The organism is Eubacterium sp. BL-380-WT-2B (assembly GCF_009696115.1).
Lineage (GTDB): Bacteria > Bacillota > Clostridia > Eubacteriales > Eubacteriaceae > Eubacterium > Eubacterium callanderi.
The window spans coordinates 231248-246969 of sequence record NZ_VUMP01000005.1 but is presented as its reverse complement, the minus strand read 5'-3'; the positions used below and the strand labels follow the sequence as shown (position 1 = coordinate 246969).

13 protein-coding genes, 1 riboswitch and 1 other annotated feature are annotated in these 15722 nt (G+C 47.5%); of the genes, 9 read left to right on the top strand and 4 right to left on the bottom strand.

Translation table 11 applies throughout. The features are described from left to right. Window positions 1-119: 119 nt before the first annotated feature. Window positions 120-992, top strand: coding sequence for a pyridoxal 5'-phosphate synthase lyase subunit PdxS (gene pdxS / locus FYJ53_RS11585; protein ID WP_148428422.1), 873 nt, complete (start codon window positions 120-122; stop codon window positions 990-992). Between the two features lie 181 nt (window positions 993-1173). On the opposite strand, the gene hslO is transcribed toward pdxS, so the two are convergent. Then, the gene (gene hslO, locus FYJ53_RS11580) at window positions 1174-2079 is read right to left on the bottom strand and encodes an Hsp33 family molecular chaperone HslO (RefSeq protein ID WP_013382819.1); all 906 of its coding nucleotides are present in this window, start codon (window positions 2077-2079) and stop codon (window positions 1174-1176) included. 284 nt (window positions 2080-2363) lie between these two features. On the opposite strand from hslO, the gene FYJ53_RS11575 reads away from it, so the two are divergent. From FYJ53_RS11575 to FYJ53_RS11540, 8 genes are all read left to right on the top strand, one after another. After that, window positions 2364-3332: a YybS family protein gene (locus tag FYJ53_RS11575; RefSeq protein ID WP_090411989.1), complete on the top strand. Its 969-nt coding sequence runs from the start codon at window positions 2364-2366 to the stop codon at window positions 3330-3332. Further along, window positions 3329-5308 (top strand): DHH family phosphoesterase, encoded by a 1980-nt coding sequence (locus FYJ53_RS11570; protein ID WP_013382817.1) that lies wholly within the window; start codon window positions 3329-3331, stop codon window positions 5306-5308. The genes FYJ53_RS11575 and FYJ53_RS11570 overlap by 4 nt, the downstream gene beginning before the upstream one ends. Next, window positions 5305-5754, top strand: a complete 450-nt coding sequence (gene rplI / locus FYJ53_RS11565) for a 50S ribosomal protein L9 (protein WP_013382816.1) — start codon at window positions 5305-5307, stop codon at window positions 5752-5754. Before FYJ53_RS11570 ends, rplI begins: the two co-directional genes overlap by 4 nt. Window positions 5755-5811: 57 nt before the next feature. Then, entirely contained in the window at window positions 5812-7152 is a 1341-nt protein-coding gene (dnaB, locus tag FYJ53_RS11560; RefSeq protein ID WP_013382815.1) for a replicative DNA helicase, read from the top strand. 135 nt (window positions 7153-7287) lie between these two features. Continuing rightward, window positions 7288-8673, top strand: a complete 1386-nt coding sequence (locus FYJ53_RS11555; protein WP_013382814.1) for an NAD(P)/FAD-dependent oxidoreductase — start codon at window positions 7288-7290, stop codon at window positions 8671-8673. Between the two features lie 14 nt (window positions 8674-8687). Then, entirely contained in the window at window positions 8688-9518 is an 831-nt protein-coding gene (gene rsmI, locus FYJ53_RS11550) for a 16S rRNA (cytidine(1402)-2'-O)-methyltransferase (protein ID WP_148428420.1), read from the top strand. Window positions 9519-9792: 274 nt separating this feature from the next. Continuing rightward, window positions 9793-10036 (top strand) — a binding site (T-box leader). A gap of 43 nt (window positions 10037-10079) precedes the next feature. Then, entirely contained in the window at window positions 10080-12032 is a 1953-nt protein-coding gene (gene metG / locus FYJ53_RS11545) for a methionine--tRNA ligase (RefSeq protein WP_148428418.1), read from the top strand. 82 nt (window positions 12033-12114) lie between these two features. Continuing rightward, window positions 12115-14118 (top strand): LTA synthase family protein, encoded by a 2004-nt coding sequence (locus FYJ53_RS11540; protein WP_148428416.1) that lies wholly within the window; start codon window positions 12115-12117, stop codon window positions 14116-14118. A 39-nt stretch (window positions 14119-14157) separates the two neighbouring features. On the opposite strand, the gene FYJ53_RS11535 is transcribed toward FYJ53_RS11540, so the two are convergent. From FYJ53_RS11535 to trxA, 3 genes are all read right to left on the bottom strand, one after another. Continuing rightward, complete coding sequence (locus tag FYJ53_RS11535) at window positions 14158-14490, bottom strand: helix-turn-helix domain-containing protein (RefSeq protein WP_013382809.1); 333 nt, start codon at window positions 14488-14490, stop codon at window positions 14158-14160. A gap of 89 nt (window positions 14491-14579) precedes the next feature. Next, a riboswitch (cyclic di-GMP riboswitch) is annotated at window positions 14580-14667 on the bottom strand. 91 nt (window positions 14668-14758) lie between these two features. Continuing rightward, entirely contained in the window at window positions 14759-15094 is a 336-nt protein-coding gene (locus tag FYJ53_RS11530; protein ID WP_148428414.1) for a helix-turn-helix domain-containing protein, read from the bottom strand. A 216-nt stretch (window positions 15095-15310) separates the two neighbouring features. Beyond that, complete coding sequence (gene trxA, locus FYJ53_RS11525) at window positions 15311-15634, bottom strand: thioredoxin (protein ID WP_013382807.1); 324 nt, start codon at window positions 15632-15634, stop codon at window positions 15311-15313. Window positions 15635-15722 lie beyond the last annotated feature (88 nt).

The following is a 15722-nucleotide window of genomic DNA, read 5'->3' as shown; positions in this document are numbered from 1 at the left end:
CCAATCTGATACTATTAATTATTTTAAATCTGGTTATTGTGCAGGAGTCAGTTCTTAACTATAATAATACCCAAGCTTACAGATATCTGTCAATAAAAAATATAAATTGGAGAAAAATCATGTCAAATGAATTAAATAAAAACCTGGCCCAGAGGTTTAAAGGCGGGGTAATCATGGATGTCACCACACCGGAGGAAGCGAAAATCGCCCAGGAATGCGGTGCGGTAGCGGTTATGGCACTGGAACGTGTTCCCTCAGATATCAGAAAGGAGGGCGGTGTGGCCAGAATGAGCGACCCGAAGATGATTAAGGAAATTCAGGCGGCAGTGACCATCCCGGTCATGGCAAAGGTGCGGATTGGCCATATCGCTGAAGCGCAGATTCTTGAAGCGCTGGGAATTGACTATATTGATGAAAGCGAAGTCCTGACGCCTGCGGACGAGAGCTTTCACATTGACAAAGCAGCCTTTAAGGTACCCTTTGTCTGCGGCGCGAGAAATCTCGGAGAGGCGCTGCGCCGCATCGGGGAGGGTGCTTCCATGATCCGTACAAAGGGTGAAGCAGGCACTGGCAACGTCGTGGAAGCCGTGCGCCACATGCGGACCATTCAGGCAGATATGCGCCAGGTGGCCGGAATGCGCAGAGAGGAGCTCATGGCCTATGCCAAGGAGATCGGTGCGCCATACGATCTGGTATGCGATGTCCACGAAACGGGCAGCCTGCCCGTGGTCAATTTTTCTGCCGGAGGCATTGCCACGCCGGCAGACGCAGCGCTGATGATGCAGCTAGGCAGTGAGGGTGTTTTTGTGGGATCAGGCATTTTCAAGTCAGAAAATCCTGAAAAGGTTGGAAAGGCCATTGTCCGGGCAACTGCCTGCTACAGCGACCCGGAAATTCTGGCAGAGGTCAGCGAGAATCTCGGAAAAGCCATGTCCGGCGTCGATTTGAAGGATTTGGGCGAGGAAGAGCGCTATGCAGGCCGGGGATGGTAAAAACCGCATATTGGGGGTTTGGCACTCCAGGGATCAGTGGAAGAGCATGACCATCGGCAGGCTGTTGTGGGTGTGTACTGCTGCTTCCTGAAGATGATTGAAGAGGCCGGATACCAGAGGTTCATTCCGGCATCCACTAAAAAAACGAACTGAGTTTTCAGTTCGTTTTTTATTGCTTTTATTATTCTGCGTCCACAACCTTAAATTTCTGCATCTTTTTCTTTGTCACCAGCTGGAGCAGGATCTGCAGCTCCTCAGGGGTAAAGTAGTAATGCTTGCCGCAGAAATCACAATTGACCTCAATGGTCTTGCCGTCGTCGATCATTTCCTGAAGGTCTTTTTCGCCAACACTGATGAGGGCCTTGGTGACACGTTCTCTGGAACAGTCACATTTGAACTGGGTAGGCAGACGGTCAATGATATTTACGCCGAAATCGCCCAGTATAATTTCCAGAATCTCTTCGGGGGTCTGGCCTTTTTCCAGGAGTGAAGTGACCGATTCAGCCTGACTTAATTTTTTTTCAAGCTGGTCGATGATTTCGTCAGAGGTGTAAGGCATCAGCTGAATGATAAAGCCGCCAGCCTGGTTGACCTCGGTTTCTTCCTTTAAGGTAAGGCCCAGTGCCACAGAGGTTGGAATCTGTTCAGAAAAAGCGTAATAATAAGTTAAATCCTCGGCGATTTCTCCGGTTACCAGCGGTGAGGTGCCCACATAGGGTTCCTTTAAACCGATATCCTTAATAATGCTTAAATTTCCATTCCCAATGACCTTTTCCGTTTCGAGCGGGTTTTCGCTTTTTACCTGGGGTTCAAAGACAAAGCCCTTGACGTCGGCCTTGCTGTTGGCTGTAACGGTAATGCCTCCGATGGGACCGTCGCCCTTGATCTGCAGGGTCAGTACTTCATCATCGTTTTTCATCATGCTTCCCATTAAGCTGCCGGCTGTCAGCAGGCGGCCGAGGGCTACGGTGGCAGCGGGGGAGGTGTTGTGTATTTTATGCGCATGGGCACAGAGCTCCCGGGTCGTCGCGGCATATGCGCGGATCTGGCCATCGGCAGCTGTGGCTCTTACAATATAATCAGACATTGTTTCTCCTTTCAGTTATCCACTTAAAAATAGTTTAACATTTCGTAAAAGAATCTTCAATTAAATGCTGATATTATTTATACCACAAAATCATAAAGATAAAAAGAATGTTGCAAAAATGTTGTGAAATTTACAGAAATGTGTTCATTAAGCTGGGAATGTGGTATAATATCTAGGTTCATTTTAGTCTTTTTTAAGGACAACAGGGATTTTAAAACTAATTCAAGGTGTATTATGTATAATAGAATTGGATATATATGCCTTGAAAAGGAAGGTATGAAAAAATGAAGACAAAGGCCATAACAGAGGGTGCAATGCTGTGTGCATTGGCGGTAATCATCGCTCTGTTTTCTTCTTATGTTCCCTTTTTACTGCTGCTTTTTTTCCTGATTCCAGTGCCAATGGTCATACTGGCGGAAAAACAGGGCTTTAAGGTGACACTTATCGCGGGCCTGGCGGCAACGCTGATTTTATTTATGTTTATGGATCCGCTTACAGCCGGGGGCTACGGTATCTATATGATTTTTGTGGGCTGTAGTCTTGGGTATATGTATTACAAGCGTAAGGATGGTTTTCTTAAACTTGCAGTTGCTTATGCGGGGATTTTTGCAGCGATCATCCTCATTATCATTTTGCTGCAGGTTCTGACAGGACAGAATTTCGTCGCAATGCTTACGGAAACCATTGACACCTCGTCGGCGCAGGTAATGGATGTTTACCGATCTCTGGGCGCTTTTCCAGAGGATCAGCTGAGCCTTTTGCAGACAGCCGTTGACCAGATGAAGGAGACCATGAAAATGGTTATTCCACTGGCGTTTCTGATTTCGCCCTTCTTTATTGGCTGGGCGAATGTGTTGATTTCTGACACCATCCTGAAACGGATGCGTCTGCCAGTAAAGCCGCTTCCACAGCTCAGTAAATGGCGTCTGCCGAGATCCTTTAAGAATTTCCTCATTATGGTGGTCATTGTCCTTTTAGTCATTGACCTGGCGCATATTGATGCGATTCCGGCGGTCTACACCTATACGCTGATGATGATCATCTATCTTCTGTACTTTTTAATGGGGATATCCTTTGTATACTGGCTGATAAACCGCAAGCGGGCAAAGGAATCCATGGGCCTGAAGATTCTGATCGTCGTACTCTGTCTGTTTATACCGTATATTTCCTATATCATTTCCTTTGTAGGTGTTGCGGATATTTACATTGATGTACGAAAATTTATAGAAAATCGAGATGGTACAAACATATGAAAGAGAAGCAATCAATCGCGTCGAAGCTCTATTTAGTGATTTTTCTGCTGTCGCTGATTCTCCTGTTCTACAATATCCCCCTGGGGTGTCTGGGCGTTTTGCTCTGCGGCATCTGCTTCTGGCGTGACAGCCAGGAGGAAAAGCAGTCCAATCTGAGACTTCAGAAAGCCATTGAGACCATCTATGGCGATATTGACCGTTTAAACCAGGAGCGGATGTATGAGCTGCCGATTGCCCTGGTCATTGTCAATGAAGACGGACAAATCTGCTGGTATAATCAGTATTTTGACCGGAACTTTAAGAAGAAGGATACGACAGCCAACTTTTTCGGGAAAAAAATTCAGGAGGAACTGGGGATCGACCTCGAAACTCTGCTTAAGGAAAAGGAACAGGACTTTAATCACAGGGATATTGACTATACCATTGTGTCAAACAGCTTCAGCGACGGGGACGAAACTCTGATTCTGCTGCATTTTTTCGATGTCACTATCCAGAAAAAACAGCAGGAAATTTACAAGGAAAACGAACCGGTTTTCTGTTATATTTTAATCGACAACTATGACGATATCATCGAGCAGCTCCCCAGCCACGAGCGGTCTGCGGTTCTGAGCCAGATCGACCTGAAGATCAACGAATGGGCAAAGAAGGTCGGGGCTGTGATCATCCAGTATGAAAATGACCACTATTTAATGATTTTTGAAAAAGAAAAGCTGAGGGCCATGGAAGAAGAGCGTTTCCGTATTCTCGATGAAATCCGGGAGACAGAAACAGAAGAAAAATCCCAGGTGACCCTGAGTATCGGCATTGGTGTGTCTGATGAGCCGCTGGCCATCCGTGAGGCCGATGAGCTTTCCCACGCGGCGCTGGATATTGCCCTTGCCCGCGGCGGCGACCAGGCTGTTGTCAGACAGGATGAAAAAATGGCCTTTTATGGTGGAACCACTGAAGCCACGGAAAAACGAACCAAGGTGAAAGCCAGGGTAAAAGCCCACGGCCTCAGAGAGCTTATCCGCGAATCCGACAATGTCCTGATCATGGGGCATCAGACACCGGATATGGACTGCCTCGGCGCAGCAGTCGGCCTTCTGGGCGCCTGCAAGGCGCTCAATAAAACCGGTAAAATTGTCATCAAAGAGATTAACTACAGCATCAAGGAGCTGTTCCAGTACCTGATGGAAAACGACGAGTACCGGGATTCCTTTATCAAGCCAAAGGAAGCAGAGGACTACATTACACCCAATACCCTGCTGATCATTGTGGATACTCAGAACGCCAATTATCTCGAGGTTCCAGAGCTGATCGACCAAATCGAAAAGATTGTGGTCATTGACCATCACCGGCGTTCTGGAAAATTCATTGAAAAAACGGTGCTTAACTATACAGAGGCCTATGCCTCATCGACCTGTGAATTGATCACCGAGCTGCTTCAGTACCTTGATGAAAAGGAAAGTATGAACGAAACCGAGGCAAACGCCCTTATGGCAGGTATGTGTATGGACACGAAGATGTTCACCTTTAAAACAGGGGTACGTACCTTTGAGGCGGCCTCTTATCTCCGCCGTAAAGGTGCGGACACCATTATCGCCAAAACCATGCTACAGGATGACCTCGCAACTTATGCCACCCGGTCAGAAGCGGTGCGGAACGCGAAGATCTATTTTGACAGCATTGCCATTTCCCAGTTGGAAAACGAATCGGAATACGCCAAGATCATTGCTGCCCAGGCGGCGGATGAACTGTTAAATATCAAGGGAATCAACGCGTCCTTCATCCTGTTAAAAAGCGGCAGCGGGCTGGTTATCAGCGGCCGTTCCATGGGTGAGGTCAATGTTCAGCTGATCCTTGAAAAAATGGGCGGCGGCGGCCATCTGGCCATTGCAGGCGCCCAGCTTCCAGATATCAATGATCTGGATGTCGGAAAACAGATGCTGCTCAGTGCCATTGAAGAATATATGAAAGAGAGAGAAGAAAAATGAAAGTAGTTTTATTAGAAGATGTTCAAAATGTCGGCAAAGCCGGCGAAATTGTCAATGTTAAGGATGGCTACGGCCGTAACTTTTTGATTAAAACCAACAAGGGTCTTCCGGGAACAAAGGAAAATATTGCCAAGGCAGAGGAAGCCCAGGCTCTGAAAAAACAACAGATGGAAGAAGAACGCCAGGCTGCTGTGGCTTTGGCAAAGGTCATTGACGACACGACCATCACCATCGCTGAAAAAGCAGGGGAAGACGGAAAGCTTTTTGGCTCTGTCACCAGCAAGGATATTGCTGAAGCCCTGGAAGCCCAGAAAGAAATCAAAGTGGACAAACGCAAGATCGCTTTAAACGCGCCGGTCAGAAATGTCGGACGCATTGAGGTAAAGGTTAAAACCTATGCCGGCGTTGAAGGCAACCTGACAGTTGTGGTTGAAGCTGCAAAATAAATTTGGAAATCCGTGCCGATTTCCTGGGAAATTTTTTTGAAAAGGAGGTGAAATCAGGTGATTAACCCGAAGACTCCGCCCCATAACCTTGAAGCAGAGCAGTCGGTTCTCGGGGCGATTTTGCTGGAAGAATCTAATATTGCCAGGGCAGAGGAACTGCTGTCGCCGGACGACTTTTACAGTACCGCCAATGCCCGGATATTTGAGTGTATGCTGGCGCTGCATGATGAAAGACGGCCAATCGATACCGTAACTCTGATCAATATGCTTAAAAACCGGGGCGTTCTTGAAGAAATCGGCGGGCCGTCCTATATCGCGGGCTTGGTTGACCAGGTCCCCATGTATACAAACTATGAGGAATACTGTAAGATTGTTCAGGAAAAGTCGGTCATACGCAACCTGATTGACACCGCCACCGAAATCCTCAATGAAAGCTACGGCCAGTATGATGATGTGGAATCTGTCATTGAAAGTGCCGAGCAGAGTATTTTTAAGGTTTCGCAGGGAAAAAAACGCGGAGACTTTGAGCCTATCAGCGAAACCCTTGGTGAAACCCTGATGCAGATTGAGACCATTCAGCAGAACCAGGGGAATCTGACCGGCCTGACCACAGGCTTTTCAGAGCTTGATCTTTATACCTCTGGTCTGCAGAGGTCTGACCTGATCTTCGTGGCGGCGCGCCCCTCTATGGGTAAAACGGCCTTTGCCTTAAACCTGGCCCAGAACGCTGCCCTGAAGGAAAATGCCGCAGTCGCTATTTTCAGTCTTGAAATGTCCAAGGCCCAGCTGGTACAGCGTATGCTCTGCGCGGAATCCCTGGTCGACAGCAATAAGATCCGTACAGGGGAGCTTTCACCAGAGGATTGGGAGAGTATCTCCCTTGGCTATAGTCATCTATACAATACCAATATTTTTATTGACGACACCCCAGGGGTGACTCTGTCAGAGGTACGGTCAAAATGCCGCCGTCTCAAAACAGAAAAGGGACTGGATTTGATTCTTATCGACTACCTTCAGCTCATGAGCGGCAGGGGAAAAGCGGAGAACAGGCAGAATGAAATCTCGGAGATTTCAAGAGGTTTGAAGGGGCTTGCCCGTGAAATGGACTGCCCGCTGATCTGCCTGTCACAGCTCAGCCGTGCGCCGGATGCAAGGACAGACCATCATCCCATGCTTGCCGACCTCCGTGAATCCGGCTCCATCGAGCAGGATGCCGATGTGGTTATGTTTTTATACCGTGACTACTACTATAACAAAGAATCTGAGCCTCATATCGCCGAGCTCGATATTGCCAAGCAGCGTAATGGCCCGACCGGCCGCCTGAAGCTCGCATGGCTGCCTGAATACACCAAATTCAATGATCCTGCGCCTGATTTTTATGAGGACCCGGGGTACTAAATTTGGTGGTGCAGCGGGAATGGTGAGGCGGTTTTCAAGCTGCGGTACAATGGAAATCTGTGGTTATTGAATGGAGAATGGAAATTATTTTTTTATTGAAGGTTACCTTGGCGTTCAGGGTAAGAAGGGTTTCATATGAATAAGTATGATGTAATCATAATCGGCGCCGGCCCTGCCGGCATTTTTGCTGCGCTTGAGCTTAAAAAGGAAAAACCTGAGCTCAGTATTTTAATGCTGGAAAAGGGTAATGCCATCGAAAAACGGATTTGTCCCAAAAGGAAGACCGGCGTGTGTGTGGGATGTAAGCCCTGCAATATCACGACGGGGTTTGCCGGAGCGGGCGCTTACTCAGACGGGAAGCTCTCGCTGTCGCCGGATGTCGGCGGAGAGCTGCCGGATTATATCGGTTATGAAAAAACCGAAGAACTTATCGCCTATGTGGATGAGCATTATCTGCGTTTTGGGGCAGATCCCAAGGTACATGGTCTCGATAATCCGGAGAAAATCCGCGAGATAAGAACAAAGGCCATCCAGAGTAATCTAAAGCTTATCGAATGCCCCATACGCCACATGGGGACAGAGGTTGGCTACACCATCTATAAGCGCATTCAGGATCATTTGATCCATGATCTGGGAGTAGAAATCAAGTTCCGCGATCCGGTAAAAAGCCTGATCGTGGAGGATGGCGTGGCAGTTGGCGTGAACGCTGACGGCGAATACTACGCGGATAAAATTTTGGCCGGTGTAGGCCGTGAGGGTTCAGAATGGTTTAAAGCCATGTGCGACACCTACGGCGTAGACACCACAGTGGGCAAGGTGGATATCGGTATCCGGCTTGAAACCCGCAACGAAATCATGAAGGAAATTAACGATGCCCTTTATGAGGGTAAGCTGGTCTATTATACGCCAACCTTTGATGACGCAGTGCGGACCTTCTGCTCAAATCCCGGCGGAGTCGTTTCAACGGAATACTATGATGACAATCTGGCAGTGGTCAATGGCCACAGCTACAAATCAGACACTCTAAAAACAGACAACACCAATTTTGCGCTGTTGGTTTCCAAAGGCTTTACCGAGCCTTTTAACGCGCCCATCGCCTACGGCAAGCACATTGCCAGCCTTGGAAACATGCTGACCGGGAATAAGATTCTTGTGCAGCGCTACGGCGACTTTATCAGAGGCCGGAGAACCAACGAGGAAAGGCTTCACCGAAACAATATCCGACCGACTCTCAAGGATGCAGTGCCGGGAGACTTGTGTCTGGTGCTTCCGTACCGCATTATGAAGGATATCGACGAAATGATCCAGGCGCTGGACCATGTATCACCGGGTCTGGCCAGTGATGAGACCCTGCTTTACGGAGTAGAGGTCAAATTCTACTCCAACAAGGTGGCTGTGGATGAAAATTTTCAGACTAATATTAAAAACCTGTACGTGCTGGGCGACGGGGCTGGAATCACCCGCGGCCTGATGCAGGCCTCTGTCAACGGCGTCTATGTGGCGCGAAATTTGTTTGATTAAAAATGGAGAATGACATGCCGGGAAAACTATACATTGTCGGAACACCCATCGGTAATCTTGAGGATATTACGCTGAGGGCTCTCAGGATTTTGAAGGAAGTGGACGTGATCGCCGCGGAGGACACCCGACATACGGTCAAACTGCTTAATCATTTTGAGCTTAAGAAGCATCTGCTGGCCTATCATCAGCACAATGAGCAGAGCGGAAGTGAAAAGCTGCTGGAGCTTTTGGCAGAGGGTAAAGATATTGCCCTGGTCAGCGACGCGGGAATGCCCGTTATCTCTGACCCTGGCTCGGTTATTGTCAGCCGGTGTAATGAAGCTGGAATCCCGGTGGAGGTGGTACCCGGACCAAACGCCGGACTTTGCGCACTCGTGCTCTCAGGCATTGATGCCCGGGCCTTTACCTTTATGGGGTTTTTAGGAAAACAAAACAAAGAGATCCGCGGGGGTATTGAGAAAATAGCCGCCTCTGAAAATACGGTTATTCTCTACGAAACGCCCCACAGACTGGTGAAAACACTGGAAGCTATGGTTCAGGTCATTCCGGACCGAAAAATGAGTATTTCCAGGGAAATAACAAAAAAATATGAAGAGACCCGAATGGGCACAGTTCAGGAGCATCTGGACTGGTATTCTGAAAATCCACCCAAAGGTGAGTTTGTGCTGGTCATTGAAGGAGGCGATGGCTTTCCGTCAGACAGCCAGGATTTGACAGCCCTTTCTCTGGATGAGCACATGGCCCATTATGAAGACCAGGGCATGGGCGAAAAGGAAGCCATGAAGCAGGTGGCCAGAGACCGGGGCGTGAGCAAGCGGGATATCTATAATCTGATCAAACGGTAATTTGAAAACAATTGAAAATTAAAAATTATAGTACAAATCTGCCTCTGGCAGATTTGATTGGATGGGGCTAAGTCGCTTTAGAGATCAGCATGAACGCCATGCTAAAGCAAGTTAGGGGCAGACATCTTGGGTATTTGCGGGCGTCGCTCTGCCACTTTTTAGTGCGGTGGCCGCCCTTTTAATCCCTTAAAAGAATTCGTTAATTTTCCATTGCCTTAAAAGTGCTTGCATTTTAAAAATATTTGGATATAATAGTATAGTAATAAATTGAATATGAACTGCGATGAAGAGAAGAGTATATTCGGAGGAAGCATACAGAGAACCGGGAAAGGTGAAAGCCGGCTGTGGACAAGGAATGGAAGATGGCCTCGGAGCATGCTTTGGTGAGGGCTGCCGCCTAAGCCAGGGCCGCGGAAAGCGTTAAAAACAAATAATAAACCCTGCCGGTTTATTAGCTGAGCCGTCTGCCGTGAGACAGGCGGAAAGTAAGGTGGTAACACGAGAGCTTCGTCCTTATATGGAGGGGCTCTCTTTATTTTTAGAAATTTTCAAGGAGGAAATATGATGGAAGAAAAGAAAACTTTTTATGTGACAACCCCGATTTATTATCCAAGCGGGGATTTACACATCGGCCATACCTACACCACCGTAGCCGCCGATACTCTGACCCGTTTTAAAAAGCTGACGGGTTACGATGCCTATTTTCTGACCGGTACCGATGAACACGGCCAGAAGATTCAAAAGGCTGCTGAGGAAAAGGGCGTCACCCCACAGGCCTATGTGGATGACGTGGTGGGAAGAATTAAAGAGCTGTGGAAGCTGATGAACATCAACTATGACCAGTTTATCCGTACCACAGACCCGGAACATGAGAAAACCATCCAGCAGATTTTTAAAAAGCTTTATGACCAGGGCGATATTTACAAAGGAAAATATGAAGGCTGGTACTGCACTCCCTGCGAATCCTTCTGGACGGAAAGCCAGCTGGTGGACGGCAACTGCCCGGACTGCGGACGTCCGGTTGAAAAAGCTTCCGAAGAAGCTTACTTCTTTAAGATGTCAAAATACGCAGACCGCTTACTTAAGTACATCGAAGACCATCCGGATTTTATTCAGCCGGAATCCCGGAAGAATGAAATGATCAACAATTTTATCAAGCCCGGCCTTCAGGATCTCTGCGTTTCCAGAACCTCCTTCAGCTGGGGCGTTCCGGTAACCTTTGACCCGGGGCATGTGGTATATGTCTGGATCGATGCTCTGCCGAACTATATCTCGGCTCTTGGCTATCTGAATGACAAGCCGCAGCTCATGGATAAATACTGGCCCGCGAATGTGCATCTGGTCGGTAAGGACATCATCCGCTTTCATACCATCTATTGGCCGATTATTCTCATGGCACTGGACCTTCCGCTGCCGGAACACGTATACGGCCACGGATGGATTTTATTAAAGGGTGGAAAAATGTCCAAATCTGTAGGCAATGTTGTCGACCCGGTAGAGCTGGCTGAAAAATATGGCGTGGATGCACTGCGCTACCATGTGCTGCGTGAAATGACCTACGGCGCAGACGGTATTTATAACGAAGATCTGCTGGTCAGCCACATCAATTCTGACCTGGCCAATGACCTGGGCAATCTCCTGAGCCGGACAGTGGCCATGACCGTGAAATACTTTGACGGCGTGATTCCGGCTGAGCGTGAAAGCGGTGATTTTGACGCCGAGCTCATTGCTCTGGCAGAGGAAACTCCAGGCGTTGTGGAAGATTACATGAATAAGCTGGATTTCAGCCGCGCGCTGGAAGCGGTCTGGAAGCTGGTTTCCCGCACCAATAAATACATTGATGAGACGCAGCCATGGGTTTTGATTAAAGATCCTGAAAAGAAAGCCCGTCTGGCAATGGTGATGTATAACCTGACAGAGTCTCTCAGAATAATTTCTGTACTCGTAAGCTCTGCAATGCCCGATACCGGCGTTAAGATTGCCGATGAACTTAAGGTACCAGAAGAACTCAGGACCTGGGAAAGTATCCAGTCCTTTGGAAAATATCCGGACGGCATCCAGGTAGAGCGCTGTGAACCAATCTTCCCGAGAATTGAAGTGAAGAAGGAAAAACAAGAACAAGAACAGAAACAGCCGCCTAAAAAGGAAAAACAGGCCAAGAAGGAAGAAAAAGCCGAGGTGCCAGAAGGCCTGATCACCATCGATGATTTTGCCAAGGTTGAGATGAAAGTCGCAGAGGTCATCTCCTGCGAACAGCACCCTGACGCAGACCGCCTGCTGGTGTTCCAGCTGGATCTGGGAACAGAAAAGCGCCAGATTATCTCTGGAATCGCCAAATACTATAAGCCTGAAGACCTTGTGGGCAAAAAGGTTATTGTCTGTACAAATCTGAAGCCGGTCATGCTGAGGGGACTGGAGTCAAACGGGATGATTCTTTCCGCTGTTAAGGGGAAAAAGCTGAGTATTTTAACAGTCGACGGCGATGTAATCCCGGCTGGCGGCAAGGTAAGCTAAAAGGATAAAACTTAATTTCTATTGAAAATAACACAAAATCTTCTGTTTAATGATATAATAGTCAGAGAACAGGAGGTTTTTTTTGGATTCTGTAATCAATTTGACAACGAGTAAAAAAAGAATATTGGCAGCACTGGCGACAGTGGCGGTGCTGAGCCTGAGCCTGTCGCTCTGCTATCATATGATGGGGTTTGATGAACGTTACCTGAACACAGCGGGGCTGTGTGTTTTTATGATCGGTCTGGCTGTCTTTTCAAATATAGAGTGCAGGGAGCGTGCAGCGGCTCTGTGGAATGTGCTGCTGCTTGTTCTGACCTCAGCCTTTTCTTATACCATTTTCCAGATATTTCAGGAAGCACCCTTTGATACAGAGGGAATCCGCCTGTTTTTAAATCTGGCCTGCTGTATGGCAGTCTATGTTTTTTTATATATTTTAACAGGGCGGATGAGAGCATCCTTGATGGGCGGAGGAATTCTTCTGTATATTTTTGGGTTGGCGAGCTACTTTGTCCGTCTGTTCAGAGGAGATACACTGCTCTATACGGATCTGTTTTCAGCGAAAACAGGACTTCAGGTCGCCTCAGCCTATCACTTTGAGCTCAGCGGCACGATTCTGCTGGCAGCGCTGGTTCTGGCAGCGCTGTTGTTTTGGGCCTTTAAAGCAGACAGACGCGTCCGGGATAAATATAAAAGCCGCAGGCTGCGCCTGACGTCCTTTGCAGCCCTGACCATTACCTTTGGTTTGTTTTTCGAGACCAATGTGGAGCGGTATTACTATGCCTGGGATATGCCAGTTAACGGCTATCCTTATACCTTTACCGTCAATGCCAAGCTCTCACATGTCAGAGAGCCTGAAGGATATGATCTGGCATTTTTGGGTGAAAGCATCAAAAACGTACAGCAGCCCATGACCACAGGAGCTGTCGGCCGGGGTGGGACAACGGAAAAAGCCGCTGCCGGCCCTGGAATGAAAGACAGCCATAAGCCCAATATCATTGCCATTATGAATGAGTCTTTCAGTGACCTGCGAGCCGTGGGGGATTTTTCAACCAATATTGACTACATGCCTTTCATTGACAGCCTGCAGGAAAATACCATTAAAGGGAATCTCTACGTGTCGGTTTTCGGCGGTGGCACCTGTGACTCCGAATACGCTTTTCTGACAGGAAACACCACGGCTTATCTGCCGGAAAACGCGAGGCCCTATCAGCTTTATATCAAGGGTCCGGCTCCCGGGCTCACGTCGACGCTGAACCATGAAGGCTACAGCAGCTACGCCATCCACCCCGGAGAGCGTAACGCCTGGAACCGCGATAAAGTTTATCCAAATTTTGGATTTCAGCAGTTTTTTTCAGAAGAAGAATTTATGGAATCGCAGACAATCAGAGAAAAATGGGTCAGCGATACGGCTACTTATGACAAGGTCATTGAGCTTTATGAAAATAAAGGCGACAATCCGCTGTTTGTCTTTGATGTGACCATCCAGAACCATGCCGGTTACCAGCTGAATGCCGATGATCTGGAGCCTGTGCTTCTGGAGGGGATGGAGGGAAGTTATCCTGAAACTGAGCAGTATTTATCGCTGATGCGCAGCTCTGACGCGGCGTTTAAAAATCTGATCGACTATTTCAGCAGTCAGGATGAGCCCACGCTGGTGGTCATGTTTGGCGATCATCAGGCGTATATCGAGCAGGCTTTTTATGAAGAGCTCATGCAGAAGCCTCTGGACCAGTGGAGCACAGAGGAGCTGCAGAGGCGCTATGTCACCCCCTTTGTCATCTGGGCAAATTACGACATCCCAGAAGCTCAGGTGGATAAGCTGAGTGTAAACTATCTTTCCAGCCTGCTGCTTGCGCAGGCGGGTATCCAGGGGGCACCCTACAATGATTATTTAATGAAGCTGTCCAAAACACTGCCGGTCATCAATACGGTAGGGATCATTGACAAGGAAGGGCAGTACTTCAGAAAGGGTGATCCGACCGTCCATGACCGTGAGGTTCTGGAGTATCAGCAGATACTCTACAATAACATGCTGGATACGGCGAGGCGGCGAAACGATTTGTTTTACCCGGCTTCAGACTTTTAACTAAAAAATCCCCGGATCATTTGATCCGGGGATTTTTACTTATTTTTTCAATTTAAAGCCGTCAGTCATCACCTTGATGACATCGCACACGATCTTGGACTGCTCGTCATCGAGCCCTTCCATTGCAGTGGACAGAAAGTGAATCCGGCTGGTAAAGGATTCGACGGGGAAATCGGTAAGAAGTGCGCTGACAGGAACCTCCAGTGCTTCGGAGATGGTGATGAGCGTTTCAAGTTTGGGCAGATGGGTGCCGCGTTCCAGCATGCTCAGATAATTCGGTGTAATATGGACACGTTCCGCGAGCTGGTACTGCGTCAGTTTTTTATCAAGACGGGCTTCACGAATATGCCTGCCAATAACTTTGTTATCCATTGTGATTAACTCCTCTGCGTGAGATTGGGGCAATAAAAAGACCCCGGCATAAACCAAGGCAGGGAGATTGCATTCAGTAAGTTTAATACCCGAGCAACCGGCTGTCGTTTCATCTTGAGATGAATTAGACCCTTGGCTTTGCGTCACTACCTTTCAGTAGTTTTGCCCTATTTCAAAATGATTCGGATGTATATTATTTACTATAACTCACAATGCGAATGAAGTCAATATTCAATTATAGTTTTGTCCAAGAATTTAAACAAATAATTCAGTGATTTGTTTTTTTGAAGTGGTCACACATTAGCTTGATCATTTCCTGAACCAAGACGAGCTGTTCATCTGTTAGGTTGTCAGACGGAACACAGAAAGAAGGATACAAATCTTTCCGAGACTCCGTTTGATCCTCCATCAGAAGGTCGTCCGCGGAAACAGACAGGACATTGGCCAGATTGATAAAGGTTTCCAGCCGGGGCAGCTGCGCGCCCCTTTCAATGATACTGAGGTAGGTGGGGGTAATACCGGCCTTTTTAGCCAGCTGGTTTTGTGTAAGATGGGCGTCTTTTCGGAACTGGCGAAGCCGCTGCCCGAGGTATTTAGTGTTCATCTGGAGTTCCTCCCGAGGGTTTGACAGTTATGACTGAAAATAAGGAATCTATAAATAATTTTCATAGTAACATATTTTCAAAAAAGGTTCAAGGATTTTCGAAATAATAGTTATAAAAATAGAATGAAAAGAGAAATGCCCTGTATTGTAAGATAAAATTTAATAAAAAGTAGTTCGATAAAAAAAGACCGTGCCCGGAGCACAGTCTGAAAAAACTTATAAATTTTTTAGGGTATCAATGTATTCCTGCCTGTCGCGGCTTCCCACGAAACGCTCGACTTCACTGCCGTCCTTTAAAAATACACAGGTCGGAATACTCATGACATGAAACTGTCTGGCCAGATCGGTATTTTCATCCACGTTCAGCTTACAGATCTTGGCGGTTGCAGGGACTTCGCCGGCGATTTCTTCGATGATCGGAAGAAGAGCCTTGCAGGGGCCACACCATTCAGCCCAAAAATCGACCATGACAGGGCCTTCCGTATAGTTTAGCACTTCCGCTTCAAAGTTAGTCATATCGACAGAGATGATATTTGCCATCTTTTTCACTCCTTGAATTTTTTTACAGTGATTATCATATCAATAATCCATCTAAAAATAAAGGGGAAAAATCCGGATTTTATGATAA

Excerpts from the sequence above, each read along its gene's own strand:
- pdxS (WP_148428422.1), top strand. The coding sequence starts at position 120 with ATGTCAAATGAATTAAATAAAAACCTGGCCCAGAGGTTTAAAGGCGGG.
- hslO (WP_013382819.1), bottom strand. The coding sequence starts at position 2,079 with ATGTCTGATTATATTGTAAGAGCCACAGCTGCCGATGGCCAGATCCGC.
- FYJ53_RS11575 (WP_090411989.1), top strand. The coding sequence starts at position 2,364 with ATGAAGACAAAGGCCATAACAGAGGGTGCAATGCTGTGTGCATTGGCG.
- FYJ53_RS11570 (WP_013382817.1), top strand. The coding sequence starts at position 3,329 with ATGAAAGAGAAGCAATCAATCGCGTCGAAGCTCTATTTAGTGATTTTT.
- rplI (WP_013382816.1), top strand. The coding sequence starts at position 5,305 with ATGAAAGTAGTTTTATTAGAAGATGTTCAAAATGTCGGCAAAGCCGGC.
- FYJ53_RS11555 (WP_013382814.1), top strand. The coding sequence starts at position 7,288 with ATGAATAAGTATGATGTAATCATAATCGGCGCCGGCCCTGCCGGCATT.
- rsmI (WP_148428420.1), top strand. The coding sequence starts at position 8,688 with ATGCCGGGAAAACTATACATTGTCGGAACACCCATCGGTAATCTTGAG.
- metG (WP_148428418.1), top strand. The coding sequence starts at position 10,080 with ATGATGGAAGAAAAGAAAACTTTTTATGTGACAACCCCGATTTATTAT.
- FYJ53_RS11535 (WP_013382809.1), bottom strand. The coding sequence starts at position 14,490 with ATGGATAACAAAGTTATTGGCAGGCATATTCGTGAAGCCCGTCTTGAT.
- FYJ53_RS11530 (WP_148428414.1), bottom strand. The coding sequence starts at position 15,094 with ATGAACACTAAATACCTCGGGCAGCGGCTTCGCCAGTTCCGAAAAGAC.
- trxA (WP_013382807.1), bottom strand. The coding sequence starts at position 15,634 with ATGGCAAATATCATCTCTGTCGATATGACTAACTTTGAAGCGGAAGTG.